The 25,668-nt window shown below is 43.7% G+C and carries 19 protein-coding genes, 1 tRNA gene and 3 pseudogenes; 11 read left to right on the top strand and 12 right to left on the bottom strand.

All coding sequences use genetic code 11. The features are described from left to right. On the top strand, nucleotides 1-182 hold a 182-nt coding region (locus L975_RS18405; protein ID WP_156121047.1), incomplete at its 5' end, for a hypothetical protein. After that, nucleotides 139-1,290 (top strand): IS30 family transposase, encoded by a 1,152-nt coding sequence (locus tag L975_RS01785; protein ID WP_047706829.1) that lies wholly within the window; start codon nucleotides 139-141, stop codon nucleotides 1,288-1,290. The genes L975_RS18405 and L975_RS01785, both read left to right, overlap by 44 nt. Nucleotides 1,291-1,870: 580 nt before the next feature. Here the strand turns inward: L975_RS01785 and L975_RS01780 are convergent. Continuing rightward, nucleotides 1,871-3,742: a methyl-accepting chemotaxis protein gene (locus L975_RS01780; protein WP_047706828.1), complete on the bottom strand. Its 1,872-nt coding sequence runs from the start codon at nucleotides 3,740-3,742 to the stop codon at nucleotides 1,871-1,873. Nucleotides 3,743-3,830: 88 nt separating this feature from the next. On the opposite strand from L975_RS01780, the pseudogene L975_RS17470 reads away from it, so the two are divergent. The 6 genes and pseudogenes from L975_RS17470 to L975_RS17875 all read left to right on the top strand — a co-directional run. Further along, nucleotides 3,831-4,025, top strand: a pseudogene (locus L975_RS17470) (IS3 family transposase); the annotation flags it as partial. A gap of 476 nt (nucleotides 4,026-4,501) precedes the next feature. After that, the gene (locus L975_RS01775) at nucleotides 4,502-4,762 is read left to right on the top strand and encodes a hypothetical protein (protein WP_156121045.1); all 261 of its coding nucleotides are present in this window, start codon (nucleotides 4,502-4,504) and stop codon (nucleotides 4,760-4,762) included. A gap of 630 nt (nucleotides 4,763-5,392) precedes the next feature. Next, nucleotides 5,393-6,060 (top strand): annotated as a pseudogene (locus L975_RS17880) (IS1 family transposase). Nucleotides 6,061-6,235: 175 nt separating this feature from the next. Beyond that, nucleotides 6,236-6,871 carry a LuxR C-terminal-related transcriptional regulator gene (locus L975_RS01765; protein WP_047706824.1) on the top strand — a complete coding sequence of 212 codons (636 nt, stop codon included), beginning with the start codon at nucleotides 6,236-6,238 and terminating at the stop codon, nucleotides 6,869-6,871. A 64-nt stretch (nucleotides 6,872-6,935) separates the two neighbouring features. Then, complete coding sequence (locus tag L975_RS01760; protein WP_047706823.1) at nucleotides 6,936-7,715, top strand: hypothetical protein; 780 nt, start codon at nucleotides 6,936-6,938, stop codon at nucleotides 7,713-7,715. Between the two features lie 102 nt (nucleotides 7,716-7,817). After that, a pseudogene (locus L975_RS17875) lies at nucleotides 7,818-8,771 on the top strand (helix-turn-helix domain-containing protein). 67 nt (nucleotides 8,772-8,838) lie between these two features. Here the strand turns inward: L975_RS17875 and L975_RS01750 are convergent. Further along, nucleotides 8,839-10,803: a methyl-accepting chemotaxis protein gene (locus L975_RS01750; protein WP_081995567.1), complete on the bottom strand. Its 1,965-nt coding sequence runs from the start codon at nucleotides 10,801-10,803 to the stop codon at nucleotides 8,839-8,841. 507 nt (nucleotides 10,804-11,310) lie between these two features. On the opposite strand from L975_RS01750, the gene L975_RS18400 reads away from it, so the two are divergent. Both L975_RS18400 and L975_RS01745 read left to right on the top strand, forming a co-directional pair. Further along, nucleotides 11,311-11,730, top strand: a complete 420-nt coding sequence (locus L975_RS18400) for a hypothetical protein (RefSeq protein WP_218185541.1) — start codon at nucleotides 11,311-11,313, stop codon at nucleotides 11,728-11,730. Further along, the gene (locus L975_RS01745; RefSeq protein WP_218185540.1) at nucleotides 11,724-12,749 is read left to right on the top strand and encodes a sigma-54-dependent Fis family transcriptional regulator; all 1,026 of its coding nucleotides are present in this window, start codon (nucleotides 11,724-11,726) and stop codon (nucleotides 12,747-12,749) included. The genes L975_RS18400 and L975_RS01745 overlap by 7 nt, the downstream gene beginning before the upstream one ends. A 131-nt stretch (nucleotides 12,750-12,880) precedes the next feature. Here the strand turns inward: L975_RS01745 and L975_RS01740 are convergent, their stop codons facing one another. The 8 genes from L975_RS01740 to xerD form a co-directional block, all read right to left on the bottom strand. After that, nucleotides 12,881-13,960 (bottom strand): GGDEF domain-containing protein, encoded by a 1,080-nt coding sequence (locus L975_RS01740; RefSeq protein ID WP_047706819.1) that lies wholly within the window; start codon nucleotides 13,958-13,960, stop codon nucleotides 12,881-12,883. 623 nt (nucleotides 13,961-14,583) lie between these two features. Continuing rightward, a complete protein-coding gene (locus L975_RS01735; RefSeq protein ID WP_047706817.1) occupies nucleotides 14,584-15,759 on the bottom strand; it encodes an integrase arm-type DNA-binding domain-containing protein in 1,176 nt (391 codons plus the stop codon). A 164-nt stretch (nucleotides 15,760-15,923) separates the two neighbouring features. Next, a tRNA-Gly gene (locus L975_RS01730) sits at nucleotides 15,924-15,997 on the bottom strand. A 264-nt stretch (nucleotides 15,998-16,261) separates the two neighbouring features. Next, on the bottom strand, nucleotides 16,262-17,776 hold the full coding sequence (gene lysS, locus L975_RS01725; protein WP_039045837.1) for a lysine--tRNA ligase: 1,515 nt from the start codon (nucleotides 17,774-17,776) through the stop codon (nucleotides 16,262-16,264). Between the two features lie 9 nt (nucleotides 17,777-17,785). Next, nucleotides 17,786-18,884 (bottom strand): peptide chain release factor 2 gene (gene prfB / locus L975_RS01720; protein WP_106911789.1). Its coding sequence is split into 2 segments (ribosomal slippage): nucleotides 17,786-18,808 and nucleotides 18,810-18,884, totalling 1,098 coding nucleotides; the frame shifts between segments, so codons are not numbered across the junction. A gap of 86 nt (nucleotides 18,885-18,970) precedes the next feature. After that, nucleotides 18,971-20,698 (bottom strand): single-stranded-DNA-specific exonuclease RecJ, encoded by a 1,728-nt coding sequence (gene recJ / locus L975_RS01715; RefSeq protein WP_047706815.1) that lies wholly within the window; start codon nucleotides 20,696-20,698, stop codon nucleotides 18,971-18,973. 114 nt (nucleotides 20,699-20,812) lie between these two features. Next, on the bottom strand, nucleotides 20,813-21,511 hold the full coding sequence (gene dsbC / locus L975_RS01710; protein WP_047706813.1) for a bifunctional protein-disulfide isomerase/oxidoreductase DsbC: 699 nt from the start codon (nucleotides 21,509-21,511) through the stop codon (nucleotides 20,813-20,815). A 55-nt stretch (nucleotides 21,512-21,566) separates the two neighbouring features. Beyond that, on the bottom strand, nucleotides 21,567-22,478 hold the full coding sequence (gene xerD, locus L975_RS01705; protein ID WP_047706811.1) for a site-specific tyrosine recombinase XerD: 912 nt from the start codon (nucleotides 22,476-22,478) through the stop codon (nucleotides 21,567-21,569). Between the two features lie 106 nt (nucleotides 22,479-22,584). Here xerD and fldB point away from each other — a divergent pair, with 106 nt between their 5' ends. Further along, on the top strand, nucleotides 22,585-23,115 hold the full coding sequence (gene fldB / locus L975_RS01700; RefSeq protein WP_010864644.1) for a flavodoxin FldB: 531 nt from the start codon (nucleotides 22,585-22,587) through the stop codon (nucleotides 23,113-23,115). Between the two features lie 70 nt (nucleotides 23,116-23,185). Here fldB and brnQ read toward each other — a convergent pair whose 3' ends face one another. Together brnQ and L975_RS01690 are read right to left on the bottom strand one after the other, a co-directional pair. Beyond that, nucleotides 23,186-24,496 carry a branched-chain amino acid transport system II carrier protein gene (brnQ, locus tag L975_RS01695; RefSeq protein WP_010864645.1) on the bottom strand — a complete coding sequence of 437 codons (1,311 nt, stop codon included), beginning with the start codon at nucleotides 24,494-24,496 and terminating at the stop codon, nucleotides 23,186-23,188. 278 nt (nucleotides 24,497-24,774) lie between these two features. Continuing rightward, nucleotides 24,775-25,563 (bottom strand): tRNA1(Val) (adenine(37)-N6)-methyltransferase, encoded by a 789-nt coding sequence (locus L975_RS01690; RefSeq protein WP_081995566.1) that lies wholly within the window; start codon nucleotides 25,561-25,563, stop codon nucleotides 24,775-24,777. Nucleotides 25,564-25,668 lie beyond the last annotated feature (105 nt).

The following is a 25,668-nucleotide window of genomic DNA, read 5'->3' as shown; positions in this document are numbered from 1 at the left end:
CTCAGGCAGAGATTAAGCGGTTGCAAAAAGAGCTGAAGCGAGCCACCGAAGAACGTGACATTCTAAAAAAAGCCGCTGTAGATTCAATTGTTCAACGCAACAACCATGTGAAAGCATGCCGTTGCGGAGGATTGTTGAATGAAGCGAACATTTACAGCAAAGGAAAAAGCGTTTGTTTTTGATCTGTGGAAGCGCGGAACAGGCTTCAGCGAGATAGCGAGAATCTTGGATTCTAAACCCGGCACAATTTTCACCATGCTGAGGGACTCGGGAGGCATCAAACCGAGCGAGCGCCGTCGAGCAGTAGCTCACCTGACGTTATCTGAGCGTGAGGAAATTCGAGCCGGTCTATCGGCACGAATGAGTATTCGAGCCATAGCACGCTCCCTTAACCGCTCTCCTTCAACAATATCACGGGAAGTTCAACGCAATCGTGGCAGACGCGGCTACAAAGCTGTTGATGCCAATAATCGCGCTAATCGAATGGCCAAAAGACCCAAGGTATGCCTTCTGGAGCGGAATCCGCAACTGCGAAATCTGGTGCAGGAAAAACTCGAGTTAAAATGGTCTCCGGAGCAGATCTCTGGGTGGCTAAGAAGGACGTTCCCCCGCCAGAACATGATGCAGATATCCGCTGAGACGATTTATAAAACGCTGTATTTTCGCAATCGGAGTGCGCTGCACCATCTGCTTGTTAAACATCTTCGCCGGTCTCATAGCCTGCGCCATGGAAAACGCCATACACGCAAGGGAGAAAGGGGCACTATCAATATCGTGAATGGCATATCAATCCACGAACGCTCCAAGCACATCGATAACCGACGATCATTCGGTCACTGGGAGGGAGATTTGGTGTCCGGCACTAATAACTCTCACATAGCCACACTTGTAGATAGGAAATCGCGCTATACCGTTATTCTCAAGCTAAATGGAAAGGATGCAGGGTCAATAAATCAAGCGCTTATAGACAAATTTCAGGAACTTCCACCCACGCTCAGGCTGTCCTTGACGTGGGATCGCGGTATGGAGCTAGCCAAGCATCTGGAGCTTACCGCCAGTACAGGAGTCAAAGTTTACTTCTGTGATCCTCAAAGTCCCTGGCAACGGAGCACGAACGAGAACACCAATGGTCTGATACGACAGTTTTTCCCTAAAAAGACATGCCTTGCCCAATATTCCCAGCAGGAGCTGGATAAGGTTGCAGCCCAACTAAACAGCAGGCCGAGGAAGACCCTGAAATTTAAAACACCAAAAGAAGTTATTGAAAATGGTGTTGCGTTGACAAGTTGAATCTACAGTGTTCCAGAAAATAGCCGCGTTCATTGAAAAATTCAAAGGTGTAGGTGGTAAGGTTTAAAAGTATTATTGTGTTAGAGCAGACAAATCTGCTCTAACACATATCAAACGTGAGTTTAAAACATCTAACCGAACTCCGCGCTCTATTAATAAATAAATGCCAGTATAGCTCTTATCATGAAATCAACACTTATCAACTGAACCATAAGCATGTAAATAATTATTATCAATGCAAAATGAATTACCTGCATACCACATCCTTACACTAATTAAATAGGGAAGCACAAATGTAACAACATGAAACGCAGCCACAATTACAATTGCATGACAATATATAATTTATTATATAAAACATGAAAAGAGAAACTCTATCGCATAAAGAAACACAAAAAAACTATAGTCTCACTTTAGATACAAAAACTAAATAAATGAAATAGAGTAGCAGAGTATTCTAGATGGGACTAATTAAGAACACATTCATAAAATAGTGATAACCCTCCTACAATAGGAGGGTTATCATAGTCTAGCTGTCAAAAAACAACCAATTGTTGTACGCAACCATTTATTTAGTTGTTTATAAAATAAATGTGGCCACTTGATTTTTAAGATTATCTGCTTTTTCTTTCAATGTTTTTGCCTGTTCCAAATCACGCGTTGCACCTAAGGCTATTTCATCTGTAACATCTTTAATTGCTGTGGTATTTTGTGTAATTTCTCCGGTCACCTGTGTTTGCTCTTCAGCCGCGGTGGCAATTTGGCTAGCCATATCCGAAATTAGTGTAACAGCCTGAGTTATTTCATCAAGCGCTAGTGCTGCGGCATCAGCATCCTTCACACTATCACTCGCCAAATTTTGACTGATTTGCATCAGACTTACAGCGCTAGCTGTGGTCTGTTGCAGAGTATCTATCGTGGCATGAATCTCCTGTGTAGAATCTTGGGTACGACGGGAAAGTACCCGAACCTCATCTGCAACGACTGCAAAACCCCGCCCTTGTTCACCTGCACGCGCTGCCTCAATTGCAGCATTCAAAGCCAGCAAATTGGTTTGTTCGGCAATACTTTGAATTGTTGATAATATCCCTGAAATTGCTTGAGCATGTTGATGAAGGGCTCCAATTACCACTGTTGCCTCACTCATTTCATTGGCTAGATTATTGATAGATTGACGGCTTTTATTCACGAGTATCTTACCTTGCTCACTACTAGCAGTAGATTGCTGTGTTGCAGTCGCGGTTTGCTCCGCACTAGCGGCGATCTCTTGGGTTGCACTAGCCATCTCAGTTACAGCAGTCGCAACCATAGTGACATCTTGCTGCTGACGTTGTAATTCACCAACTGTTTTTTGATTGCTGAACAAACTGCGGTCAGCGTCTTCATTTAACTCAGTGGCTAGAATGCGAATATCAGAAATCAGTTTATGTTGGCTACCAACAAAACGATTAAAGCTGCTAGCTAATTGTCCCACTTCATCGTGAGTTTTAACTACAATGCGTTGAGTGAGATCACCATTACCATTCGCAATACATGCTAATGCATGTGTAACATTAGCTAACGGGCCAAGAAGAAAGCTAATGAGGTAGGCGATAGCTGAAAGGCTACACACTAAAACCAGCAAAGCCAATCCGAACTGACTTAATAGCAAAGTATGCAGGGGTGCTTCTAAAGTATCTTTATCAAGTATTAAAATGAGATCCCAGTCAGTATTTGGTATATCAACCGCCCATAACAACTTATTACGCTGCTCTTGCTCGAAATAGAATGAATGAAGTTCTTGGCCATTTTTAACTTGTCTAAGTTGTTCACTGTTTAGGTCGTTATCTAACTCAGAAGCTTGACTCAATGAGGCCCGACTGCCTCTCGCTGCAATGATACTGCCATCATTATGTAAAAGAATCGCCATACCATCTGCTGGAAGTGACATTTCACTAATACCTGATATTAGAGATTGGATAGAGATATCTCCGCCAATAACACCACTTTCTACTGGTCGCGTAATGGTAATTACTAAGCTATTTGTAGCAGCATCTAAGTACGGCTTAGTTATTTTTTCTTGCCCATGTTGCTTAGTTTCCTGATACCAACTACGAGTTCGAGGGTCAATACCGCTAAGATCTAAGGCAGGATCGGAGTCAAATACTGTACCGTTATCAAGTCCAAGGTAGACTAGCTGAAAGTCTCCAGCATTTTTCGCTTGCTCCAGAGCTGTCTCGACTTGCCCTTCCTCTATACTGTCTACAGACTTAATAATATCTTGTCGGTTCTTAAGCCAATCACTGATACTTTCCGCTTGGAGTGTACCCAAACGAACTACTTGTTCATATGCGCCCTCAAGCAAAATATTTTTTTGTGACGCGTAGCTGCGCCACGATAGCAAAACTATAGCTACCCCCATAGCGAGGAACAACGAAATAAGTATTTTTAATCGCAACGACATTGTTCTCATAAAGTTGTCTTCCCTGATTCTTGATAATTAACGTGTTGTTCTACGTATGTTTATTTCTATAGCGGCAATCTAGTAAAAATCTATAGGGGCAGAAAGCTTTTTTCAGCTGCTAAAGCGAGAACGGATCAAACGAAAAATCTACTCAACACGAGATGAAGCGCGAAGTGATGTGTTTGATTACATTGACATATTTTACAACAGTAAACGCAAGCATGGCTCCAATAATCTACTGTCGCCGGTAGAGTATGAAAACCTTTACCAAGAACGGCTAGGAAGTGTCTAGTTTATTGGTGGCGATTCATATGAACCTTCATTGATAGCTTTATCAATTGAGAGTCTAAGTATTAATACATTCATATTACCTCGTTTGATATTGGTAGGGGAAAGGCTTGTCTATTGATTGAGTATAGGGTATTTCCAATAAGTTAGCTTTGCAAACTGGACTCGTTTCAGAAATGGAGTGGGGCTGAACACTCCTTATATCACGAAAATTTCTAATGAAGTTATGATAAAAGTCAGTAGTTTCATTTTTTACAGTGCTTGATTGTGACCCTTAATGTGCGCAGTTGCAATAATTCAACTACAATGTATATATGATTGAGTACTATAAACTTGATCATATATACAAGTGGTCTGGTCTCAGTGCCGATGCCAATCATTACCTGTCTTTAATTGTTTTTAACCTCAAGCCATCTAGCGTTTGGAGACAGTGAGTAGCATTCTCATTTTTATTTCCGTATTGGGGGCGTGAATGCGTTCATGAATAGTATGCAGGTAATTGATAGTACAGATGGTTTTCACTATCAGTTTGAATTCACAATTGAAACTGATGAAATTCTAGGCGTTCCGTTTAGAACGGTTTCTTGCAATATGTATATTGATCAGCACTTTGCGATTCAGTTCTTTGTCGATGAGATCTGTCTAACTATTGATAATATCGAGATTCGTAAAGGAAAAAGAGTGATCAGGTTACCACTTGAATGTATTTTTTTGTTCGATGAGATGGCTATCGAAGGTTAGCGAGTAACTACGAGCTAAGTTTAAAAACTTACAAGTTATTTAGTGAGCTTTAAATTATATTTCCATATGCAACTTTGGCATACTCTATCGCTATAAAACACCACCATTATTTAAATTGAAATGATTCGAAACAAAAATGCCATGCTGTATTAAAATAGTGAGCGGAGCTCTCTTTACTGTTAGTTAATTTATTAATATTCTCTAATCATACTTTATTTTTTTATGTTGGTTTCTGTGAAGAGAGTACTTACTCTTGTGATTTCTACTTTACTTACGTGTTTAACTGCATCATTAATGCTTGGTTTTTTCCCTGCACGAAGTATAAGTCATGCGATTTCACTAGCTGAGAATCATTTTCATTGGATGGTGTTTTTTGTCCATATATACCTTGGTGCCAACTTAATCATTTCTCAAATCATTGTTTTTACAACAGTTTTTTTATCTTGTTCGCTATTCTTCTGTGTGGTGAGAGGCATACTTATCTTGGCTATCGGAGAAACTGTGTTTGTGTGTGTTAACAAGATGAAGTGAGTGTGTATTTTGAGCCATTATTCTCTGATTACGTAATTTTCGGTCATGTGTTCAACATGGTGATCAGCTTATAAACTATTCACTTTTATCACAGAGATCATGACGGCTAAGATTGATATAAAGTGCTCACTTTGTCAGCAAACAGAATCTGTGAAAATGCATGGATTGGGAACTACCTGGCTTAAACCTTACCGCTGTCAAGTATACTGACGTAGTTTTCAACTCGAGTAAGAATACCGTACCTGCCAGTAGGGCATTAGCGCACAAGCTATTGAATTTTCAATGATTAAAGCAGGTATCCGAGATGCTGATCGCGTACTGAAATTAGCGTCCATGCCGTTGTATGCACACTAAACACTCTCGCCGAAAAACGTAACCTCGCTTGCGCTGGATAACGACAATTCCGCTTATTTATGAAATCAATGAAATGTGGTCATTTATCGGCAATAAAAAGCAGCCACACTTGGAGCCTCGTCTTAAGGGCATCATTGCGCATGCATATGAACGGTAAAGTAAAAATACACTTCGCAAATGACTTGTTTTGCTACCAGGCTCTAATGTCACTGTTTGGTGTACGGACAATTTCAGTGCTTATGACACTTGTTAAGTGGCAAACACAGCATAGGGAAGCTATACACAGACGCGTTGAGAGTGAAAACCTGAACCTTCGCAACCAGCTAAATCGCAAGATTCTGGGGTACTCAAAATTGGCAGAAATACATGACAAGATCATAGCTACATTCATCGAAAATGAGCACTATGTGTAACGTATTAGCGAATCTCATACATGACCTTTTTGCTGTATAGCTATAGACCCACCCCATACCTACCATATCCGATTGTTTTATATAACCATTTATTTTAAGTTAGTAATGGTGCTAATTGAAGTAATAAACTATATTGACATTAATTCTTTAATCTGTCCGTTATACAGAGCGTCTTATGAAAAAAAGTATGCATTTACTTCTCATCACAAAACCATCATTGCAGGCCAGTGCACTTAGTAGATCATTGAGTGAGAAAACCACTCTAACAGTGAGCATACATAATCTTGCAAACCCACTAGAAACGTTACCTGCAGACCTTACATTGATGCTATTTGATCTATCGAAGATGAATATAAGAGAGGCCAAGATTTGGCAATACCGTATATCAAAGCATCGAAATAACATTAAGACTTTACTCTTCAATGTCCCGTTGAGTATTGAACCTGAGGATATATTATTATGGCCAACGATTAGCGGTGTATTTCATGATATCGATAATGAAAACACTCTTATAAAAGGCATTAATTCTATTATAGGTGGTGAGTTATGGTTATCTCGAAGTTTATGTGGTTTACTGATCGAACACTTGCGTCATAATCAACCAGCACTTGTCAATTACCCAAAACTTACCATTCGTGAAAGAGAAGTACTGGAACAACTTCGTTCAGGTGCATCAAATATGGATATAGCCTGCATGCTTTTTGTAAGTGAGCATACGGTTAAAGCACATATTTACAATTTATTTAGGAAAATAAATGTTCGAAATCGAACGCAAGCACTTAAGTGGGCAACAGAGAACATAAAGAGATAATTGATTAAGAACGAGCAATTTATATAATGGACTAAGACCACATACCATTTATCAGGGATAGATCATGGTAAATATCGGTAAAAACATTAATAGATGGATGACTGACTCAGGTGCCGGGTGTATATCTGTCACATCCTCACTATCAATCAACACAGACGGACGTAGGTACGCAGATGCGGCGGCAGTATTTTTAGGTTTTGATACTAGTACCGCAACAGAAAACTATTCTGATATTTTTTCAAACCCAAGAAATCTTCCTACAGCAATTACTACAATTTTAGCATATGCACAAAGCATGGCCTATTATCATCCGACATCTCAATCACCCAACTTTCTTGCCGAGAGATTAACATCTTATCTTATTGGCGTGGATAAAATTCCATTCTTTAAAATAGTTAAAGATGATTATTCAAAAATAAAAGTCAAACATTACAATAATGACAACATTTCATTTATAAACAACGTTATTTCTTTTATTGATGTAAAAAGTGATATAGAGAAGGCTAAGTTAAAGAGAGAAATCACAGCGATAACTGAGAATGCATTCAATAGACGTATCAATGGAACGAGGGATAACTTACTATCGATATCAATTATTGACTTTTTACGGCCATTAGAACCTAAGTTTTTAATTTATTACATATCCATTCGCATTGAATGCAATAGCATAGGTAAACATGTAATTTCCGAACCTAGTTACATAATCAATAGAGTTGAATATATAGTATCACCAGAAATTATTTATAAATATGCAGATACATTATCGAATTTAGTAATAGTTGACGTCGACGAATGGATTAATGAATCATCATCTTGTTTAAATAATAGAGTTTACACCACATAAAACTGGATGACCATGCCAGATGATATTTTTTCAACTAACGTGTATTAGTCGCGATTTTATCGGACACTGAGCCTTTAAAGATTGAGAGTTACCGGTTTTGGTATGGGTGTTTCTCGCGACATATTTTATCGTTATAGAGAGCTGGTCGATGAAGGTGGCATAGATGCAGTAATAAATCGCAGTCGTCTCACTCCTAACCTTAAGAATCGTACCGATGAGGCTACCGAGCGAGCTGTTATTGATTACGCTATCACATGCCCAGTTTACGGTAAGCACCGGACCAGCAACGAGCTACGTAAACAGGACATGTTTATTTCAGGGAATAGCGTTCGTTCCGTCTGCTTACGCCACAACCTCGAGAACCTCAAAAAGCGCCTTAAAACATTGGAGGATAAGGTCGACCGTGATGGCATAGAATTGACTGATAGCCAATTGCTGCACTGGAGCGTAAAGCCAGCTATGATGAAGCCTGTGGTGTAATTGAAACCGCCCATCTAGGATATCTGGGTTCACAAGATACGTTCTACGTGGGTAAGCTGAAAGATATCTGACGTATCTATTATCAGACGTTCGTTGATATATACTCGACGGTGGCTCACTGCAAGCTCTACGTATCCAAAACGCCAATTACAGCGGCTGATTTACTGAATGATCGTGTACTAGCGTTTTATATGTCTCATGGTCTGCCGATGCTAAGGATACAGACAGACAGAGACACAGAATACTGTGGAGAAGTGGGGCAGCATGATTAGCAGCTTTATCTGGCGATAAATGACATTAAACACACCAAAACGAAGGCAATGTCATCGCAGACCAATGGTATCTGCGGACGCTCCATAAAACAATACTTAACAAATTTTATCAGATGACGTTCCGTAACAAATCATGTGGTAATCTTGATACATTACAATCTGATCTTGATGAATGGTTAGCCCACTATAATACTATAATAATGAGCGAACCCCTCAGGAAAAAATGTGCTGTGACCGGACGCCAATGGAAACTTTACTTGATGAAAAACGTACCTGTAATAAGATAAATTTAAACCAGATGTAATCTGACAGACACCAGCATAAATAATCGGTAACTGTCAGATCAGGTCTAAGCTAATAAAACTAACGTATCACTGCGTTTTTAACTTTGAAAGCAATAAGTTCAATGCATCACCTCTACAACTAAGATCTGAGGATTTTGACATAACCTCATACATTCGAGTCTCCAGTAATTCTGATATTGCATTAGCGTCCATCACATTGGACTCAATTTCTTTGACTGCTTCAGCTTGTTCTGACGTAGCACATGCTACTTGTTCGGATTGAGAATCTAAAGCATTAAAAGAAACAATTAATGACTCGAGCATATGATTTATTTCATTCATTTTCTCTGTCGCTTGATTGGAAACATCTCTATTTTCTAACATATCATTAGCGACAGAATGAGTATTTCTTTGGATTCCATCAATAATCTCTTCTATACTTAAAGTTGACTGCTGCGTCTTGCTCGCAAGGCTTCTAACCTCGTCAGCAACGACTGCAAATCCTCTTCCATATTCACCAGCTCGCGCAGCCTCAATTGCAGCATTTAAAGCCAATAAGTTTGTCTGATCAGCTATCTCTCGAATGACACTTAGTACTTTCCCTATCTCTTTTGCATCAGAGATTAATGCCCCAACACCTCTTTCAGATTCTACTAAATTTTCATTTAAACTAGATACTTTATGTTTTGTCTCATTGGCTTTTTCTTGAGATAAAATCACAAACTCCTTGGCTTGATTAATACCAAGCCTCGTTAATTCAGCATTTTCAGAAATATCTCTAATGACATGGCCCATTTCTGTTGTTGCTGTGGCAATAACAGTTAACTGCCCTCTTTGCACTGTAATGCTATCAATTGATTCTCGAAGAGACGAGTTTACATCATGTATTTCTTGGCATGTATTATTTGAAACTTCTTTTGACTCATCAATTAAACTACGTATTTTTTCATTGTAACGATTAAACCCTAAAGCCAAACTACCGATTTCATCATTAGAATTTATTTTTATCCGATGAGTCAAATCACCCTCACCTTTAGATATCTCATCAATATATAAATTCAATTCGCTCAGATTATTAAGCGATCTGTTCAATATAATCACGCACGTAGTAGATGCTAAAATTATAATCAGTAAGAAAACAGCAACCACCTTAAGAAGAAGATTATTCAACTCATGATTCACCTTACTACTTGGAACTAAAATTGAGACATTCCAATTAAGAGCGGGACGTATTAAATCAAGAGATTTAGTTCTAACAAAATAATCTGTTCCATTGAGCTCAGTTATTGTCAACTCTCTACTTGATTTTGATATTTCATTCCAAAACGCGGGGTTACTCTTATTTATATTATTCAATGTTAATTTAGATAACTCATTAGCATCCACCCCTGTATATAGGATGATCTTCCCACTATTATCTGAGACTATAATCTTAGCTAACTCGCCATACTTTGTATTTCCTATCAATATATTCTTGAGTTCCTCTAGCTTTAGATCAACGCCGCTAATGAACTGCAATTCCCCATTATCATATATAGGAGAGTAAATTGCCCCTATCATATTGCCAGTGCGAATATCAATAACTGTTGAGGCCCATGATTTTTTTTCTTCTATTGACCTAATCCACCAAGGACGACTTGTTAGATCCCTATCTTTATCATAATATCGTCCATTGATGTCAAAATACTCTCCACTTGGTGTTGCGAAAAATAACGTTTCAATCTCATTACTTATTAAGTTATTTTTCTTTATTGTATCAATAATGTCGTCTAACTGCGGACCATTGATATTTATTGACTCATGTTTTCTTCCTCTAGCGAACTCATTTAACTCTATGTCGTTAGATAATACATCTACAGTCATCATGTACTTTTCAAAAAATGATTTCGCTGCATTCTTTCTACTCAATACTATATCATCCATTTCACGAGAAGCATTTTCCTTTATTTGCTTAGCGTATTGTAAAAAGAGCAAACTGCCAAAAACACAGCATAAAATAGCAATTGATATAGATATTGATATAGCTACGCGCCTTGACAATCTGTTACTCATGGTTTTATTTTCCGATATAAGTTAGGTGTTAGATATAGAGATATATCGGCATCTGTTATTATATTATTATCATGAATTTTATGTGTGACATAATATCATGACAGCACCATATGCAATTAATCCCTCAGTGTTTACATGCTCGTGTATAACTAAGTGTGTGGGAACTTCCTTCATGGACCTCTAGGATAATTGCATGAGGAAACGGACTCAACTGCACATGACTTTCCCCCTAGGTTAATAACAACTCCATGACAACCCCCACCCAGGAAAGATCAATCCTCGTAGCAAGAATTACTATATTATAAATCACAACGTCCGTCAGCAGTAAAATTAATTCAAATACACAACATCCACACCCGACTTCATCATATGTATGACGCTTGCCATTGTAATAAAACCTTCATAAATCACATAATGAAATAACACAACATTCTATTGTAGAATATTGTCGCTATCCTGATAAAAGTAAAAATGCACTCACACTTTAAAACTTTACGAGGTAGATTGATGTTTTCCTTTGAGCAATCACAATGCTGCTTCATGGTTATAGATAGCGATGAGGCTCGAAGAAACGCTCTCAATATAATATTTCATTTCATTGGCGTTGATATGGAAGCAGTTACAATCGAGCACCTTTTAACAACTGAAAACATAAAAGAAAGATACTCAGGTATTATTGTTGGGTTAATTGATGACACAGTCGAATCAAAAGAAATATCTCGCTATCTAGAAGTTAAAGATAGCCCTCCAGTCATTTTAATTTCAAATAAAACCAATGATAATATAGTTACTACCAATTGTGCCGGTGTACTTTTCGAACCATTTAATTACATGAACGTCATTGAAGCTATAAAGCATTGTCATAATATGTCCAATAAAAAATTAATAACAAAAAAAACGAGCATAGAAATAGAAACGGTTTGCTAAGAGCCCTTGTTGGGAACAGTTATGTTATTAAAAAGCTAAGACGACTAATTGTGAAGGTAGCACCTACAGATTCAAATGTTATGATTTTTGGTGAATCAGGTACTGGAAAGGAGATTGTCGCCCGTAATATTCATCAATACTCTGATAGACACGAAAAGCCATTTATAGCAATAAATTGCGGAGCAATTCCATCAGAGTTGCTAGAGAGCGAATTATTTGGCTATGAGAAAGGAGCATTTACAGGCGCAATCTCATCACGTAAAGGTAAATTTGAGTTAGCTGAAGGTGGAACAATATTTTTAGATGAAATAGGTGATATGCCAACATCTATGCAGGTTAAGCTATTACGAATTTTACAAGAAAAAACCTTTGAGCGAGTAGGTGGAAACAAAACGATAAGTTTAAATGTTAGGGTTATTGCGGCAACACATCAGAAATTAGAAAACATGGTACTTACCGGTCGATTCAGGCAGGATTTGTATTACCGGATTAATGTTTTCCCAATTGAGGTTCCCTCCCTTAAAGAGCGCATTGATGACATTCCTTTATTAGTTAATTATTTTATCGAAAAACTATCACCTGTAGGTGTGAAAATAGATTTTACACCCGACGCATTAAGTTCGCTATGTAAATATGAATGGCCTGGAAACATCAGGGAGCTTTCAAACTTAATAGAAAGATTAACTATCACCCACCCTAACCAGTTAATTAGCTTTCTTGAACTACCAGACAAATACAAAAATAAGGAAAGTGTTTTTGTTAACTCAGAAGAAAGCAGTGCAGACCATTATCTTTCTACATCATTAGAATACAAAGAAAAGTATTTTGAAGGATTGACATTGATTCCTCCTGAGGGAATTGTGCTTAAAAACAAAATCAATGACATTGAGTGTGATTTTATTAACAAAGCTTTAAAGGTAGAGTCAGGTGTTATTGCTAGAGCAGCAAACCGGCTAGGAATGAAACGAACCACTTTAATAGAAAAAATGCGAAAGCACGGCATATCATATAATGAATAATCTATTTTAAGATCAAAAAATATAGCTTAACAATTTCAAGCATGTAACGTCAATATAAGAATATGCCTATCATTAACCATTCACTTTTCAATTGATATTGCATTGGCTTATTTGGCGTTATATAACATAGCTCACGTACTGACAGCTTGATTTTTCCCTCGTTCTTTTGCTAAATATAGATTTTTATCAGCTAGCTCTATTAACGTCATTTGCTTGCTCGTTGCATCTATATTACTTGTGACTGCACCAACACTTACCGTAATAGAAACAACACCCTTTGGCGTGTTTATTTTTTCTTTTCTAGCCAAACGTACAATTGAATCTGAAATTGATTTAACTTCTATTTCAGTAACATTGAATAAAACAACAACGAATTCATCACCACCATATCTTGAAAATATAAAATCATACCCATAAAATAAAAAACCTAGTGAAGACGCTAGATTTATTAAGCACACATCTCCTATATGATGTCCGAATGAGTCATTTATAAGTTTAAAGTCGTCAATATCAAAAATTATGACAGACATAGTTTTGTTTGTAGTGGCGTTTTTTGCAAGAGCCATATTTAATTGATATTCTAAGCCTCTCCTATTTGCTATATTAGTTAATGAATCTATAAAAGCTAGCGCTTCTAATTCCTCTGCCACTTTATTAAGTTGCTTATTCCTTTTAACTAACTCATTATTCATCTCGATGATTTTGTTGTTTAACCTCAATCTCACAATGCTCTGTGAAACAATATAACCTAGCATGAGAAGATTATTTGCTTTTTTCTCACACAATGGCTCCGCACTTAATAAATTATCGCATGCCATCCATCCAATAGGTTGTGCCCCATCCCAAAGAGTAATATAACCACTCCATCCAACTCCTACATTTTCAAAGTTATACTGAAGCTCTATGTCATTTTTGAACGCCATAGGAGTTCTAGATTTCAACATTTCAAGAGCAAATGGATGCCTATTGATTGAGGTTATAAAGTTTGACTCATTCACTACTAAACCATCATTATCTGTCCCATACGTACCTCTTACGATATATTCACTATCGAGTATAAATATAGCCATCCGGTCCACATCCAATTTTGATATGGCCCCCTCCACAGCTATTTTATAAATATCATCTTCCGACTTTGCCCTGCTCAACTGAAATGTTATCTCATGTAACTCATTTAATTTATCTATATAATCTTTTTTTGTAATATCCATATCACCCTCATCCTTATTAAGGATAATAACAGTCCAATCGTCGGGTTAATCTCATTGAGAGTTATCATCATGAAACACAATTTTATAATATATAATGAGATGTGAAACTATGAATATACCTAAATTGTGATTTATTACTATTTTATTCATCACAACCATTAACACCAGACATTAGAATTATAGGCTATAATATTATTAAACAGCAATAAAATATTAATTATGTTACACTAAAGATAGAAGCAACCACGCAGGACACTTTTACCGAAAAGGTATCGCAACACCTTGTATGCAACAAAGCTCACACAACTCTACCTTGTTGTTATTAACTATTACATTAGCACTTACTCACGCCTTATCAACGATAGAGTTAATAATATATTCATTAATCAATGGAAATAAGACTAACAACTTCCTACCTATATTTCTATTATTATAGAATGAGATAGTTTGTTGGTGAGCTTACTATTTATAGTGGGTTATTTCAGTATGCATATAAATGTCACCATGAGTAGTGTTACAGGAGGAACAAAAACGCCAAATGCCACGTCAATATAACGTGAAGTTAGGGTTGAAATAAAAGAGCATCCATTTTAGTGGATGCTCTTCAAATACTATTTATTTGCTTATTTAGAAAGACTATCAATGTAATCAGCGTACCACTGCATCATTTCTCTACGTCCATCCAAATACTGAGCATGGTTATACGTACCACGAATACTGTTTTTATCCACATGTGCAAGCTGTGTCTCAATCCAAGCTGTATTGAAACCTTGCTCATGCAGAATCGTACTCATCGTGTGTCGAAAACCATGTCCTGTCACTCGACCTGAATAACCAATACGGCGAACAAGGACTGTTAGCGCCATATCGCTCATTGGTTTTTTAGGATCATTGCGACCTGGAAATAAAAGAGAATGGATACTCGTTATTGGGCGAAGTTGGTTAAGTAAATCAATAACTTGATTAGACAAAGGGACCATATGTGGTCGTCCCATTTTCATTCGCTCTTTAGGTATATGCCAAAGCTTTTTTTCAAAATCAAACTCTGACCATTCAGCTTTACGTAATTCTCCAGGCCTCACTCCAGTAAGCATCGTCAGTTTCATAGCAATTTTTACTAAGATGCTACCGCTGTACGTTTCAAGCGTCCGAAGAAAATCAGGTAACTCATCTTTCATGAGAAAGGCATAGTGCTCCTTCTCATGAACTACAAGAGCACTAGCCAAATCAGGCGCAGGATTATACTCAGCACGACCAGTTACAATCGCATACTTCCAAACTTCACCACATCGTTGGCGAACTTTGCGAGCTTTCTCTGTTGCACCTCTTGTTTCTAGCTTTGAGAGTACCTCCAAAAGCTCAAGTGGCTTAATATCCTTGATTGGCCGATGTCCAATAAAAGGAAATACATCCTTTTCGAAAGTACGCATCATCTCTTCACGATATGATACTGACCAGCGGTCAAACCTCCGTGTATACCATTCTCTAGCTATCACCTCGAATGAGCTTTCTACCTCAAGCTGGCGAGATAGCTTTTCCAGTTTTCTCTCCTGACCTGGATCTTTCCCTTCAAGTAGCAATTTTTTTGCTTCTTCACGTCGAGAACGAGCTTGAGCTAAGGAGATATCAGGATAGACACCAATCGCAAGTAATTTTTCTTTGCCTGCAAACCGATACTTAAGCCGCCAATACTTTGAACCGCTTGGATTAACAAGTAGATACAGTCCACCGCCGTCACTAAGCTTAAATGCCTTGTCTTTAGGCTTTGTCGTATCGATTTGTCGTATTGTTAATTTCATAGGGGGTACCTCCCAAATAGGGGTATCTATATACCCCTATTCGTACCCCCACAGTTGGCTTGACCGACGTAGAGGCACGTTGAACTCAGTTGAGTAATAAAATAGAAAAAATGCTTATTTTACAAGGGGTAATTGAGTTCAGGAGACTTAGAGAGGGGTAGGTTTGGAGCGGGTGAAGGGAATCGAACCCTCGTATGCAGCTTGGGAAGCTACCGTTCTACCATTGAACTACACCCGCACACGCCGTAATTCGAAAACGATTATAACCCCCTGCCTGCGCACTGCAAGCCTAAAGAGGCTTAACTGATTGAGAATTAAGCAGGAAAAAGTATGGATAATTGTTTCCGTGCAGCATATCGCATTTCTGCATCATCGCTCGCAACCGTGATGTCTAGTGCCACCCTCACCGTCCGCACGCCACTTCAGATACCAACTGTTGCTGCCCATAAAAAAACGGAGCCCATAGGCTCCGTTTTCTGGTTCTTAGCGTAACGCGTCTAACTTATTTTTGCAGACGCATCGCAGGGAACAGGATTACGTCACGGATGCTCGGCGCGTTCGCGAAGATCATCGCCAGACGGTCGATACCGATACCTTCACCGGCTGTTGGTGGCAGGCCGTATTCCATCGCCATGATGTAGTCAGCATCGTAGTGCATCGCTTCGGCATCACCGGAGTCACGCTCTACCAGCTGCTGACGGAAACGACGATCCTGATCTTCTGGGTCGTTCAACTCGGAGTAAGCATTCGCGATTTCACGCGCACCGATGAACAGCTCGAAGCGGTCAGTTACGGTTGGATCTTCATCGTTAGCACGTGCCAGCGGAGAAGTTTCTGCTGGGTGCTTGGTGATGAAGGTTGGCTGAATCAGGCAATGCTCAGCCAGCTCTTCGAAGATCTCAACTTGCAGACGACCTACGCCCCACTGTGGCTGGTACTTGATACCGTGCGCATCACAAGTCGCACGTGCAGCTTCCAGCGTATCCAGCTGATCCATGGTCAGGTCAGTATACTTCACAGTCGCTTCCGCTGGAGTCAGACGGTCGAACGGCTTACCGAAGTCATACACGTGGTCACCGTAATGAACGGTGGTGCTGCCCAGAATGTTCATGGCCAGTGTACGCAGCATGTCTTCGGTCTTGTCCATCAGATCGTTGTAGTCAGCATACGCCTGGTAGAATTCCAGCATGGTGAATTCTGGGTTGTGACGAGCAGACAGACCTTCGTTACGGAAGTTACGGTTAATCTCGAACACACGCTCCATACCACCGATCACCAGACGCTTCAGGTACAGCTCTGGCGCGATACGCAGGAACATTTCTTGATCCAGTGCGTTGTGGTGAGTCGCAAATGGCAGTGCAGTGGTACCACCCGGAATTGGGTGCAGCATCGGGGTTTCCACTTCCACGAAATTCTGCTCTTCCAGATAACGACGGATGCCGCTGATCACTTTAGAGCGGATTTCGAAAGTACGACGAGATTCCGGATTGGTGATCAGATCCAGATAGCGCTGACGATAGCGCATTTCCATGTCTGACAGGCCGTGGAACTTGTCTGGTAACGGGCGCAGTGCCTTGGTCAGCAGACGTACGTCTGAACAGTGGATTGTCAGCTCGCCGGTCTGAGTCTTAAACAGCTTACCGCGTGCCCCGATGATGTCGCCCATGTCCCATTTCTTGAACTTCTCGTTGTAAACGCCCTCTGGCAGCTCATCACGAGATACATACAGCTGGATCTGACCACCCATATCCTGCAGGGTAACGAATGCAGCTTTACCCATGATACGACGAGTCATGATACGGCCCGCAACAACCACTTCTTTACCCAGTGCTTCCAGCTCTTCCTTAGACTTGTCGTCGAAGGCAGCATGCAGGTCACCGGAGATGCTGTCACGGCGGAAATCATTCGGGAAAGCAATCCCTTCTTCACGCAGAGCTGCCAGCTTCGCGCGTCGGGTTGCCATCTCGCTGTTCAGATCTAATGTACTTTCTTGCTCAAGATTTTGTTGTTCAGACATGGGAGTTCCTTACAATCCGGCTTTCAAACTGGCCTCAATAAAGCGATCTAAATCACCGTCCAATACCGCTTGTGTATTGCGGTTTTCGATTCCTGTACGCAAATCCTTGATGCGGGAGTCATCCAGAACGTAAGAACGAATCTGGCTTCCCCATCCGATGTCAGACTTAGTGTCTTCCATCGCTTGCTTTTCAGCATTTTGTTTCTGCAGTTCCAGCTCATACAATTTGGCTTTCAACTGCTTCATACACTGATCTTTGTTCTTGTGCTGGGAACGGTCGTTCTGGCACTGAACCACGGTGTTGGTTGGCAAGTGAGTAATACGTACCGCCGATTCGGTCCGGTTTACGTGCTGACCACCGGCACCCGATGCGCGATATACGTCAATGCGCAGATCCGCCGGGTTAATCTCGATATCGATATCGTCATCAATTTCCGGATAAATAAACACGGAGCTAAATGACGTATGACGACGACCGCCGGAGTCAAACGGGCTCTTACGTACTAAGCGGTGCACACCGGTTTCGGTACGCATCCAGCCGTAAGCATACTCACCGCTGATCTTAATGGTGGCAGATTTCACGCCTGCCACTTCACCGTCTGAGACTTCCATAATCTCAGTTTTAAATCCTTTGCTTTCGGCCCAGCGCAGATACATGCGCAGTAACATGCTGGCCCAGTCCTGTGCTTCGGTGCCGCCAGAGCCGGCTTGCAAATCCAGATAGCAATCAGAACTGTCGTTCGGACCGGAGAACATCCGGCGGAACTCGAGCTTGGCGAGTTTGGCTTCCAGAGCGCTTAATTCAGCGACAGCTTCGTTGAAGGTCTCTTCATCGTCCGCTTCAACGGCCAGCTCCAGCAAGCCTTCCACATCTTCCAGGCCCTGATCTAATTCGTCGATGGTGTTAACCACCGCTTCCAGTGCGGAGCGCTCTTTACCCAGCGCTTGAGCACGTTCCGGCTCATTCCACACATCAGGTTGTTCTAACTCAGCATTGACTTCTTCTAGACGCTCTTTCTTGGCATCGTAGTCAAAGATACCCCCGAAGGGTATTGGTGCGCTCAGTCAGGTCTTGAATACCGTTTTTTACAGGATTGATTTCAAACATAGTGATTCGCGTCTTTACTCATCATTTTCGGGCTAAAACAGGTGAAGTCTAGCGGATTCAGGGCCTAAGTTACAGGCCGAGTTACCTTAATGCGGCTCCAGATGCTCCACCAGCAATTGCAGGCTACGGTTACCCCGAAACTCGTTGATATCCAACCGATAAGCCAGGGTCACTTTTCGCACTGACGGATCCGGCCAAATCTGAGTATCGACGTTAAATGCGATCCCATCCAGTAATGGGCCACCGTCTACCGGCTCTAGCAACATTTTCAGGTGTCGCTCACCCACTTTACGCTGCTGCAACAGGTTAAATTCCCCGTCAAACAGTGGCTCGGGGAAGTTTTGTCCCCACGGCCCGGCGGCGCGTAGTAATTCAGCGGTATGCATGCTCATCATCTCTGCCGGCAACGGACCATCAGTCCAAATTTTGCCTTGCAGTGCCGAAGGCTCGAGCCACTCGGTGACAATGTCGGCGAAACAGCGCTGAAAATCGTCGAACCGCTGTTCATGGATGGACAATCCCGCTGCCATCGCATGACCACCAAAGCGTAAAATCAATCCGGGATGACGCGAGTCAATTCGCTCTAACGCATCACGCATGTGCAGTCCGCTGATCGAACGCCCCGAGCCTTTGATAATCCCATCGCCTGCTGGTGCAAATGCAATCACGGGACGATGAAAACGCTCTTTTATGCGTGAAGCTAGAATCCCTACCACTCCTTGATGCCACTCTGGGTGAAACAGTGCAAGACCGAAAGGTAACAAATTATGATCTTGATCTAGTTTCTGGCAAAGATTTAATGCTTCCTGCTGCATACCCTGCTCAATTTCGCGCCGAGTCTGGTTTAAAACGTCCAAATCACAGGCTAACTGACGGGCTGTTGCCATATCGTCACACAAGAGTAATGCAACACCTAATGACATGTTGTCAAGACGTCCTGCTGCATTTAAACGCGGACCCAGTGCAAACCCTAAATCGGACGCCACTAACTGAGTACGATCTTTGTTAGCGATTTCCAGTAGCGCAGTGATCCCCGGACGACAACGCCCAGCGCGAATGCGACTTAAGCCCTGCCAGATTAAAATTCGGTTATTGGCATCCAGCGGCACCACATCGGCCACGCTCCCCAGCGCCACCAGATCCAGCAGCTCGGCCAGATTCGGCTCGGCTAATTGGCGCTCACTGAACCAATTGGCTTCACGCAGATGCGTACGCAGCGCCAACATCAGATAAAATGCGACCCCAACCCCCGCCAACGCTTTGGACGGAAACGCGCATTGCTCCAGATTCGGGTTCACAATGGCATCGGCATCCGGCAGAGTATCGCCCGGCAGGTGGTGATCGGTAACCAGCACCTGAATACCGCGCCGATGCGCTTCTTCAATCCCACTATGCGACGAAATACCGTTATCCACGGTCATGATCAGCTCTGCGCCCAGCGCTTCGGCTTGCACCACCACTTCGGGACTTAAGCCATAACCATCTTCAAAACGGTTCGGCACCAGAAAATTGACCTTGTTCGCCCCCAGGCTTCGCAGCGCCAAGACGCTCAAGGCGGTACTGGTGGCCCCATCGGCATCAAAGTCACCCACAATCGTGATCTGACGCTCGGCCAGCATGGCCTGATACAGCAATTCCGTCGCCGCATCGACACCGTGCAGCAGACGATAATCCAGCATCCCTTTTACTGAGCGCTCCAGCTCTGGCATCGATTGCACGCCACGGCTGGCATAAATTTGCCGCAGCAGCGGCGGCTGCACGGCAGACAGGTGGGCGTCATCCACATGAGGACGCCGGCAAATCTCAACGTTCATCGCTTTCTCGGATCACATGACAGTAGAGAGGGAAAACCAGCCGGATAGCCGACTCAGTCTTACACCTAAGCATGGCGCGCATTGCCAATAGGACAATGCGCAGCCGAAGGGAGTTTATTTGTACGCTTTCAGCACTTCCAGCAGACCTTTCGGATCGCGATAGCCCGGCAGCAGATCGCCATTTGGCAGCAAAATCGCTGGCGTGCCCTGCACCCCAAACTGGTGACCCAAAGTAAACTGCTGCGCAATCACCGATGCTTTGCTGTCTTGCGCCGGCACCTCTTTACCTGCCATCGCATCGCTAAAGGCTTGCTTGCGATCGACGGCAGCCCAAATACCGGCCATTTGGTTGGCCGAGTTTGAGCCAATGCCGTAACGTGGGAAAGCCAGATAGCGCACGGTAATGCCCAGATCGTTGTACTCTTTCATCTCATCGTGCAATTTGCGGCAATAGCCACAGGTGGTATCGGTAAAGACGGTGACCACGTATTTCTGATCTTTGGCCTTGTACACGATCATTTCGTTGTCCATCTTGGCCAGTTGTTGCATCAGCAGCTGGTTGGTCACGTTCACCGGCTGTTGGCCAGTCAGCTGGAACATCGGCCCTTGCAGGATAAACTCACCGTTATCGCTGACATACAGAACACCGCTGTCGCTGAGTACCGTTTTCATGCCCGCCAGTGGCGATGGCTTGATCTGCGCATTGGTGATCCCCAGCGCACTCAGTTTGCTTTGGATCTGAGCATCATCAGCCTGAGCACCCTGCCAGACAAACAGACTCAGTACAGCGGCAGCAGTAAACGTCTTTTTCATGTAAGTATCCTGTTTCCGTTATTCGGTGATGCCCGCGCCAGCAGGCAGCTTAAAATTAAGCACGCGGATGATGCTCTTGATGCAGCTGTTTCAAACGCTCGGTAGCCACATGCGTATAAATCTGGGTGGTGGATAAGTCCGTGTGCCCCAGCAGCATCTGCACTACCCGCAAATCTGCGCCATGATTGAGCAGATGGGTGGCAAACGCATGGCGTAATACGTGAGGCGACAGCTGTTCACTATCAATGCCAGCGCGCACGGCGTAATGTTTTATTCGGTGCCAGAAAGTCTGACGGGTCATCCGGTTACCGCGCTGGCTCGGGAAAACCACATCCGAAGACTGCTCTCCCAGCAAGCTGGCACGGCCATAGGTCAGAAACTGCTCCAGCCAGTATAAAGACTCTTCCCCCATCGGCACCAGTCGCTCTTTGTTTCCTTTACCGATCACCCGTACCACGCCTTGACGTAGGCTCAGACTATCCATGGTCAACCCGACTAGCTCAGACACCCGCAGCCCACAGGCATACAGAAGCTCCAGCATCGCTTTATCGCGCAGCTCCAGCGGTAATTGCGGATCGGGCGCGGCCAGTAAACGCTCCACCAGCGCTTCGCTCAAATCTTTCGGCAAGCGTTGCGGTAATTTGGGCCGCATCAGGATGGCGGTCGGATCATCGGCGCGCAATTTCTCACGATACAAATACTGGAATAACCGGCGTAATGCACTCAGTAAACGTGCGGTACTGCTGGCTTTGTAGCCCTGATCGACCCGCTCGGCCAACAGCGCCTGTAAATCCAGACTACTGACACTCAGCAAAGAGGCGTTACTGCGCGTCAAACGCGCCAATAGCGGGTTGATGTCATGCCGGTACGACGCCAGCGTATTCTCCGACAGATTGCGCTCCATCCAGATGGCATCGAGAAATTGTTCGACCAGTGCGATATTTTGTAATGCGTGATCCTGCTGCACGGCTCCTCCTGTATCGGTATGGGGCTCTACGTTACCGCGCTGTGGCACAATGGCAAGCAAGATCTGCTACACTCGCGGCATTCACCACCCGGATACGGTATGTCACATGAAAATCGGCTTATTCTACGGTTCAACCACCTGCTATACCGAAATGGCAGCAGAAAAAATCCGCGATACGATCGGGGCAGAGTTGGTGACCCTGCACAATATTAAAGACACGCCACTGACCGATATGGCGCAGTACGATGCGTTGATCCTCGGCATTTCGACCTGGGATTTCGGCGAGCTACAAGAAGATTGGGCGACCCGTTGGGCGGAGTTCGACACCCCAGCGCAAACCGCCGCCCTGCAAGGCAAACTGGTCGCCTTGTATGGCTTGGGCGATCAGCTCGGTTACGGCGAATGGTTCTTGGATGCGCTCGGTATGCTGCATCAGAAAGTCAGCGCCTGTGGCGCCCGCAGCATCGGTTACTGGCCCGCTGAAGGCTATGAGTTCAGTGCTTCACAAGCCCTTACCGACGATCAGCAGCATTTCGTTGGGCTGGCGCTGGATGAAGAGAGCCAGTACAGCCAAAGCGATGAGCGTATCCAACGCTGGTGTGAGCAGATCCTCACGGAAATCGCCGAACAGCTGTAAGCGGCGAGAGCCAAAACAAAAACGGCGCCCAAGGCGCCGTTTTGCATTCTAAACTTTCTTTGGCGAGTGATTAAGCCGTTTGCACCTGTGAAGCTTGCTCACGAGCAGGCAACATCAGTGCCACTACCAACGCGATTGCGGTTGGCAGTACCCACGCCATGCTCTTGCTAAACAGTGGCAGGAAGCTCATCACCGACAGATTGACACCCGCCGCCACTGCCGCATCCATCAAGCTGAACACCAGTGCCACACCCAGAACCAAGCGATAGCTCAGCGCTGGATTTCTCAGCCATGGGCGCACGAAAGTCAGCATTACCAGACCAATGGCCAGCGGATACAGCGCGTATAGTACCGGTACCGACAGGCTGATCAAGGTACTCAAACCAACGTTCGCCACCACTGCACAGATAACGCCTAAGATCAGTACCCACTGACGATAGCTCAGTGCAGTCAGGCTAGAGAAGTAATCAGAGCACGCACTGATCAGGCCAACCGCCGTGGTCATACAAGCCAGAATAACGACGGCAGACAAGATCCACTGACCCGGCTGACCGAACAGAGCTTGTACATAAGCAGCAAAGATTGCGCCACCGTTATCCAGACCACCGGCAATCGCGCCAGAAGTGGCACCCAGACGGAACAAGGACACGTACACAAACGCCAGACCCGCCGCCGCAATCAGACCGGCAATGATCAAGTAGTTACAGGTTTGCTTAGTATCGGTGATGCCTTTGCTGCGGATCACATCCACAATCAGCATGCCGAACATCAGCGCCGCAAAGGTATCCATGGTGTTATAGCCATCCAAGAAACCTTTGGTAAACGGCGTTGCGATATAATCACCTTGCGCGGCTTCTACCACGCCTTGCGGCGCAACGACCACGGCAACCGCCAGCACCACCAGCAGCAGGAACAGCACTGGTGTCATCACTTTACCGATGCTGTCGATCAGCGCACCACGGCTCCACGACAGCGCCATCGCGATAGCAAAGAAACCTGCAGTCACCAGCATCTGCACTGTGGCATCCGGCGCAGCAAAATACGGTTTGAGCGCCATTTCATAAGCCACCAGACCGGTACGCGGCGCGGCAAACGCAGGACCAATCACGATGAACAGCAGCACGGAAGCAAAAGTACCGAACCCAGCCGGCAGATCGCGGGTCATGTTCGGCAGACCGCCGCCCGCACGGGCCACGGCAATAATCGAAATCAGAGGTAGGCCGACCGCAGTCGCCAGAAAGCCCAGGGTGGTATACAGCGCATGGTCACCTGCCAGTTGGCCAGCCAACGGAGGGAAAATAATGTTGCCTGCGCCCAAAAAGAAGGCAAAGGTCATCATGCCCAATCCCATCACATCTTGCCATTTTAATGTCTGCTTCACGGCAATACCTCTTATTCACAAAAGTCTGTCGGTCAACACATTTACCAGAATTCAGGCAACAGAAGGCAGTGGCGAAGAAATCACCAGAAAAAACAGTCTGAATAATAAATTGGCTGGTAAACGTGAAAAGTAGTGATGCTTATTTGTCAGGATTCTGCGCCGTATCAGATTGGTAGTACACCCTGTCCGGCTGTTGATTAATTGTTAATCAGAATAACCCGCTATTTACTGTTCACTTACCAGCATCATGTATGATCCGCTTAGGCTGTGCAATGCGATCACATAAAAAGGTAAAAATCTTTTGTGAGATCCTGATAGTTGCAGTGATAACTTCCGTCAGAGTTGTTTATAACCAGTGTATTGTTCTGAGTTTTTTGGGGCGACAACCCAAATTCCAGCAGAATCCGTTGAGGCGCTTTCCCCTCGCGACCACTTACGCTTACATTTTGATAACAAACCCAGCCCTGTTGTTCCGCCGCACTTTGCAACGCCAAACCGGCGCTGTACGGCAGCACCAAACACAAGCGGCCGAGCGGGTTTAACAACGGCCGCGCGGCATCCAGCAAGGCTTGGTGAGTCAAGGTATCGGTATAACGAGCTTGCTCACGCTGGTTATCACGGCAGGCTACCCCAGGGGTAAAATAGGGCGGATTGGAGACAATCAAATCGAACTGCTCGGCCGGCGCTTCGGCGGCCAGCTGCTGCAGCGATAAGTGCTGAATCAGAATTTTATCTGGCCACGGCGATGCCGCGACATTCTCAGCCGCTTGCTGACAAGCATCGGCATCAATATCGATGGCGGTAATCTGTGTGTCAGATGGCGAGCGTTGTGCTAACATCAGCGCTATTAGTCCCGTTCCCGTTCCGATATCCAGAACCTTTGTCACGCCTTGCAGCGAAGCCCAGGCTCCCAGCAGGATCCCGTCCGTGCCGACTTTCATCGCGCAACGATCGTGTGCCACAAAAAACTGCTTAAAGGTAAAGCCATTACGTGGCAATGCTGCTCGCGACGGCGTTGCCGACGCATTAAGAGGCGCAGTGACAGGGGATGAGGATTTATCAGACATGGCAGACTCCGTATTGCGGGCTGCCAAGAATAGGCGAAATACATTAACGCGTGAAGGGGCGTGAAGCAAAACGCCGGCAAGGGTATAATCCCTTCCTCGCAAAAG

The sequence above is a fragment of the Plesiomonas sp. ZOR0011 genome (genome assembly GCF_000800945.1).
In the GTDB taxonomy this organism is placed as follows: Bacteria; Pseudomonadota; Gammaproteobacteria; order Enterobacterales; family CAMTGL01; genus Plesiomonas; species Plesiomonas shigelloides.
The sequence above is the reverse complement of the archived record's forward strand: the minus strand, read 5'-3'. Positions and strand labels throughout refer to the sequence as shown.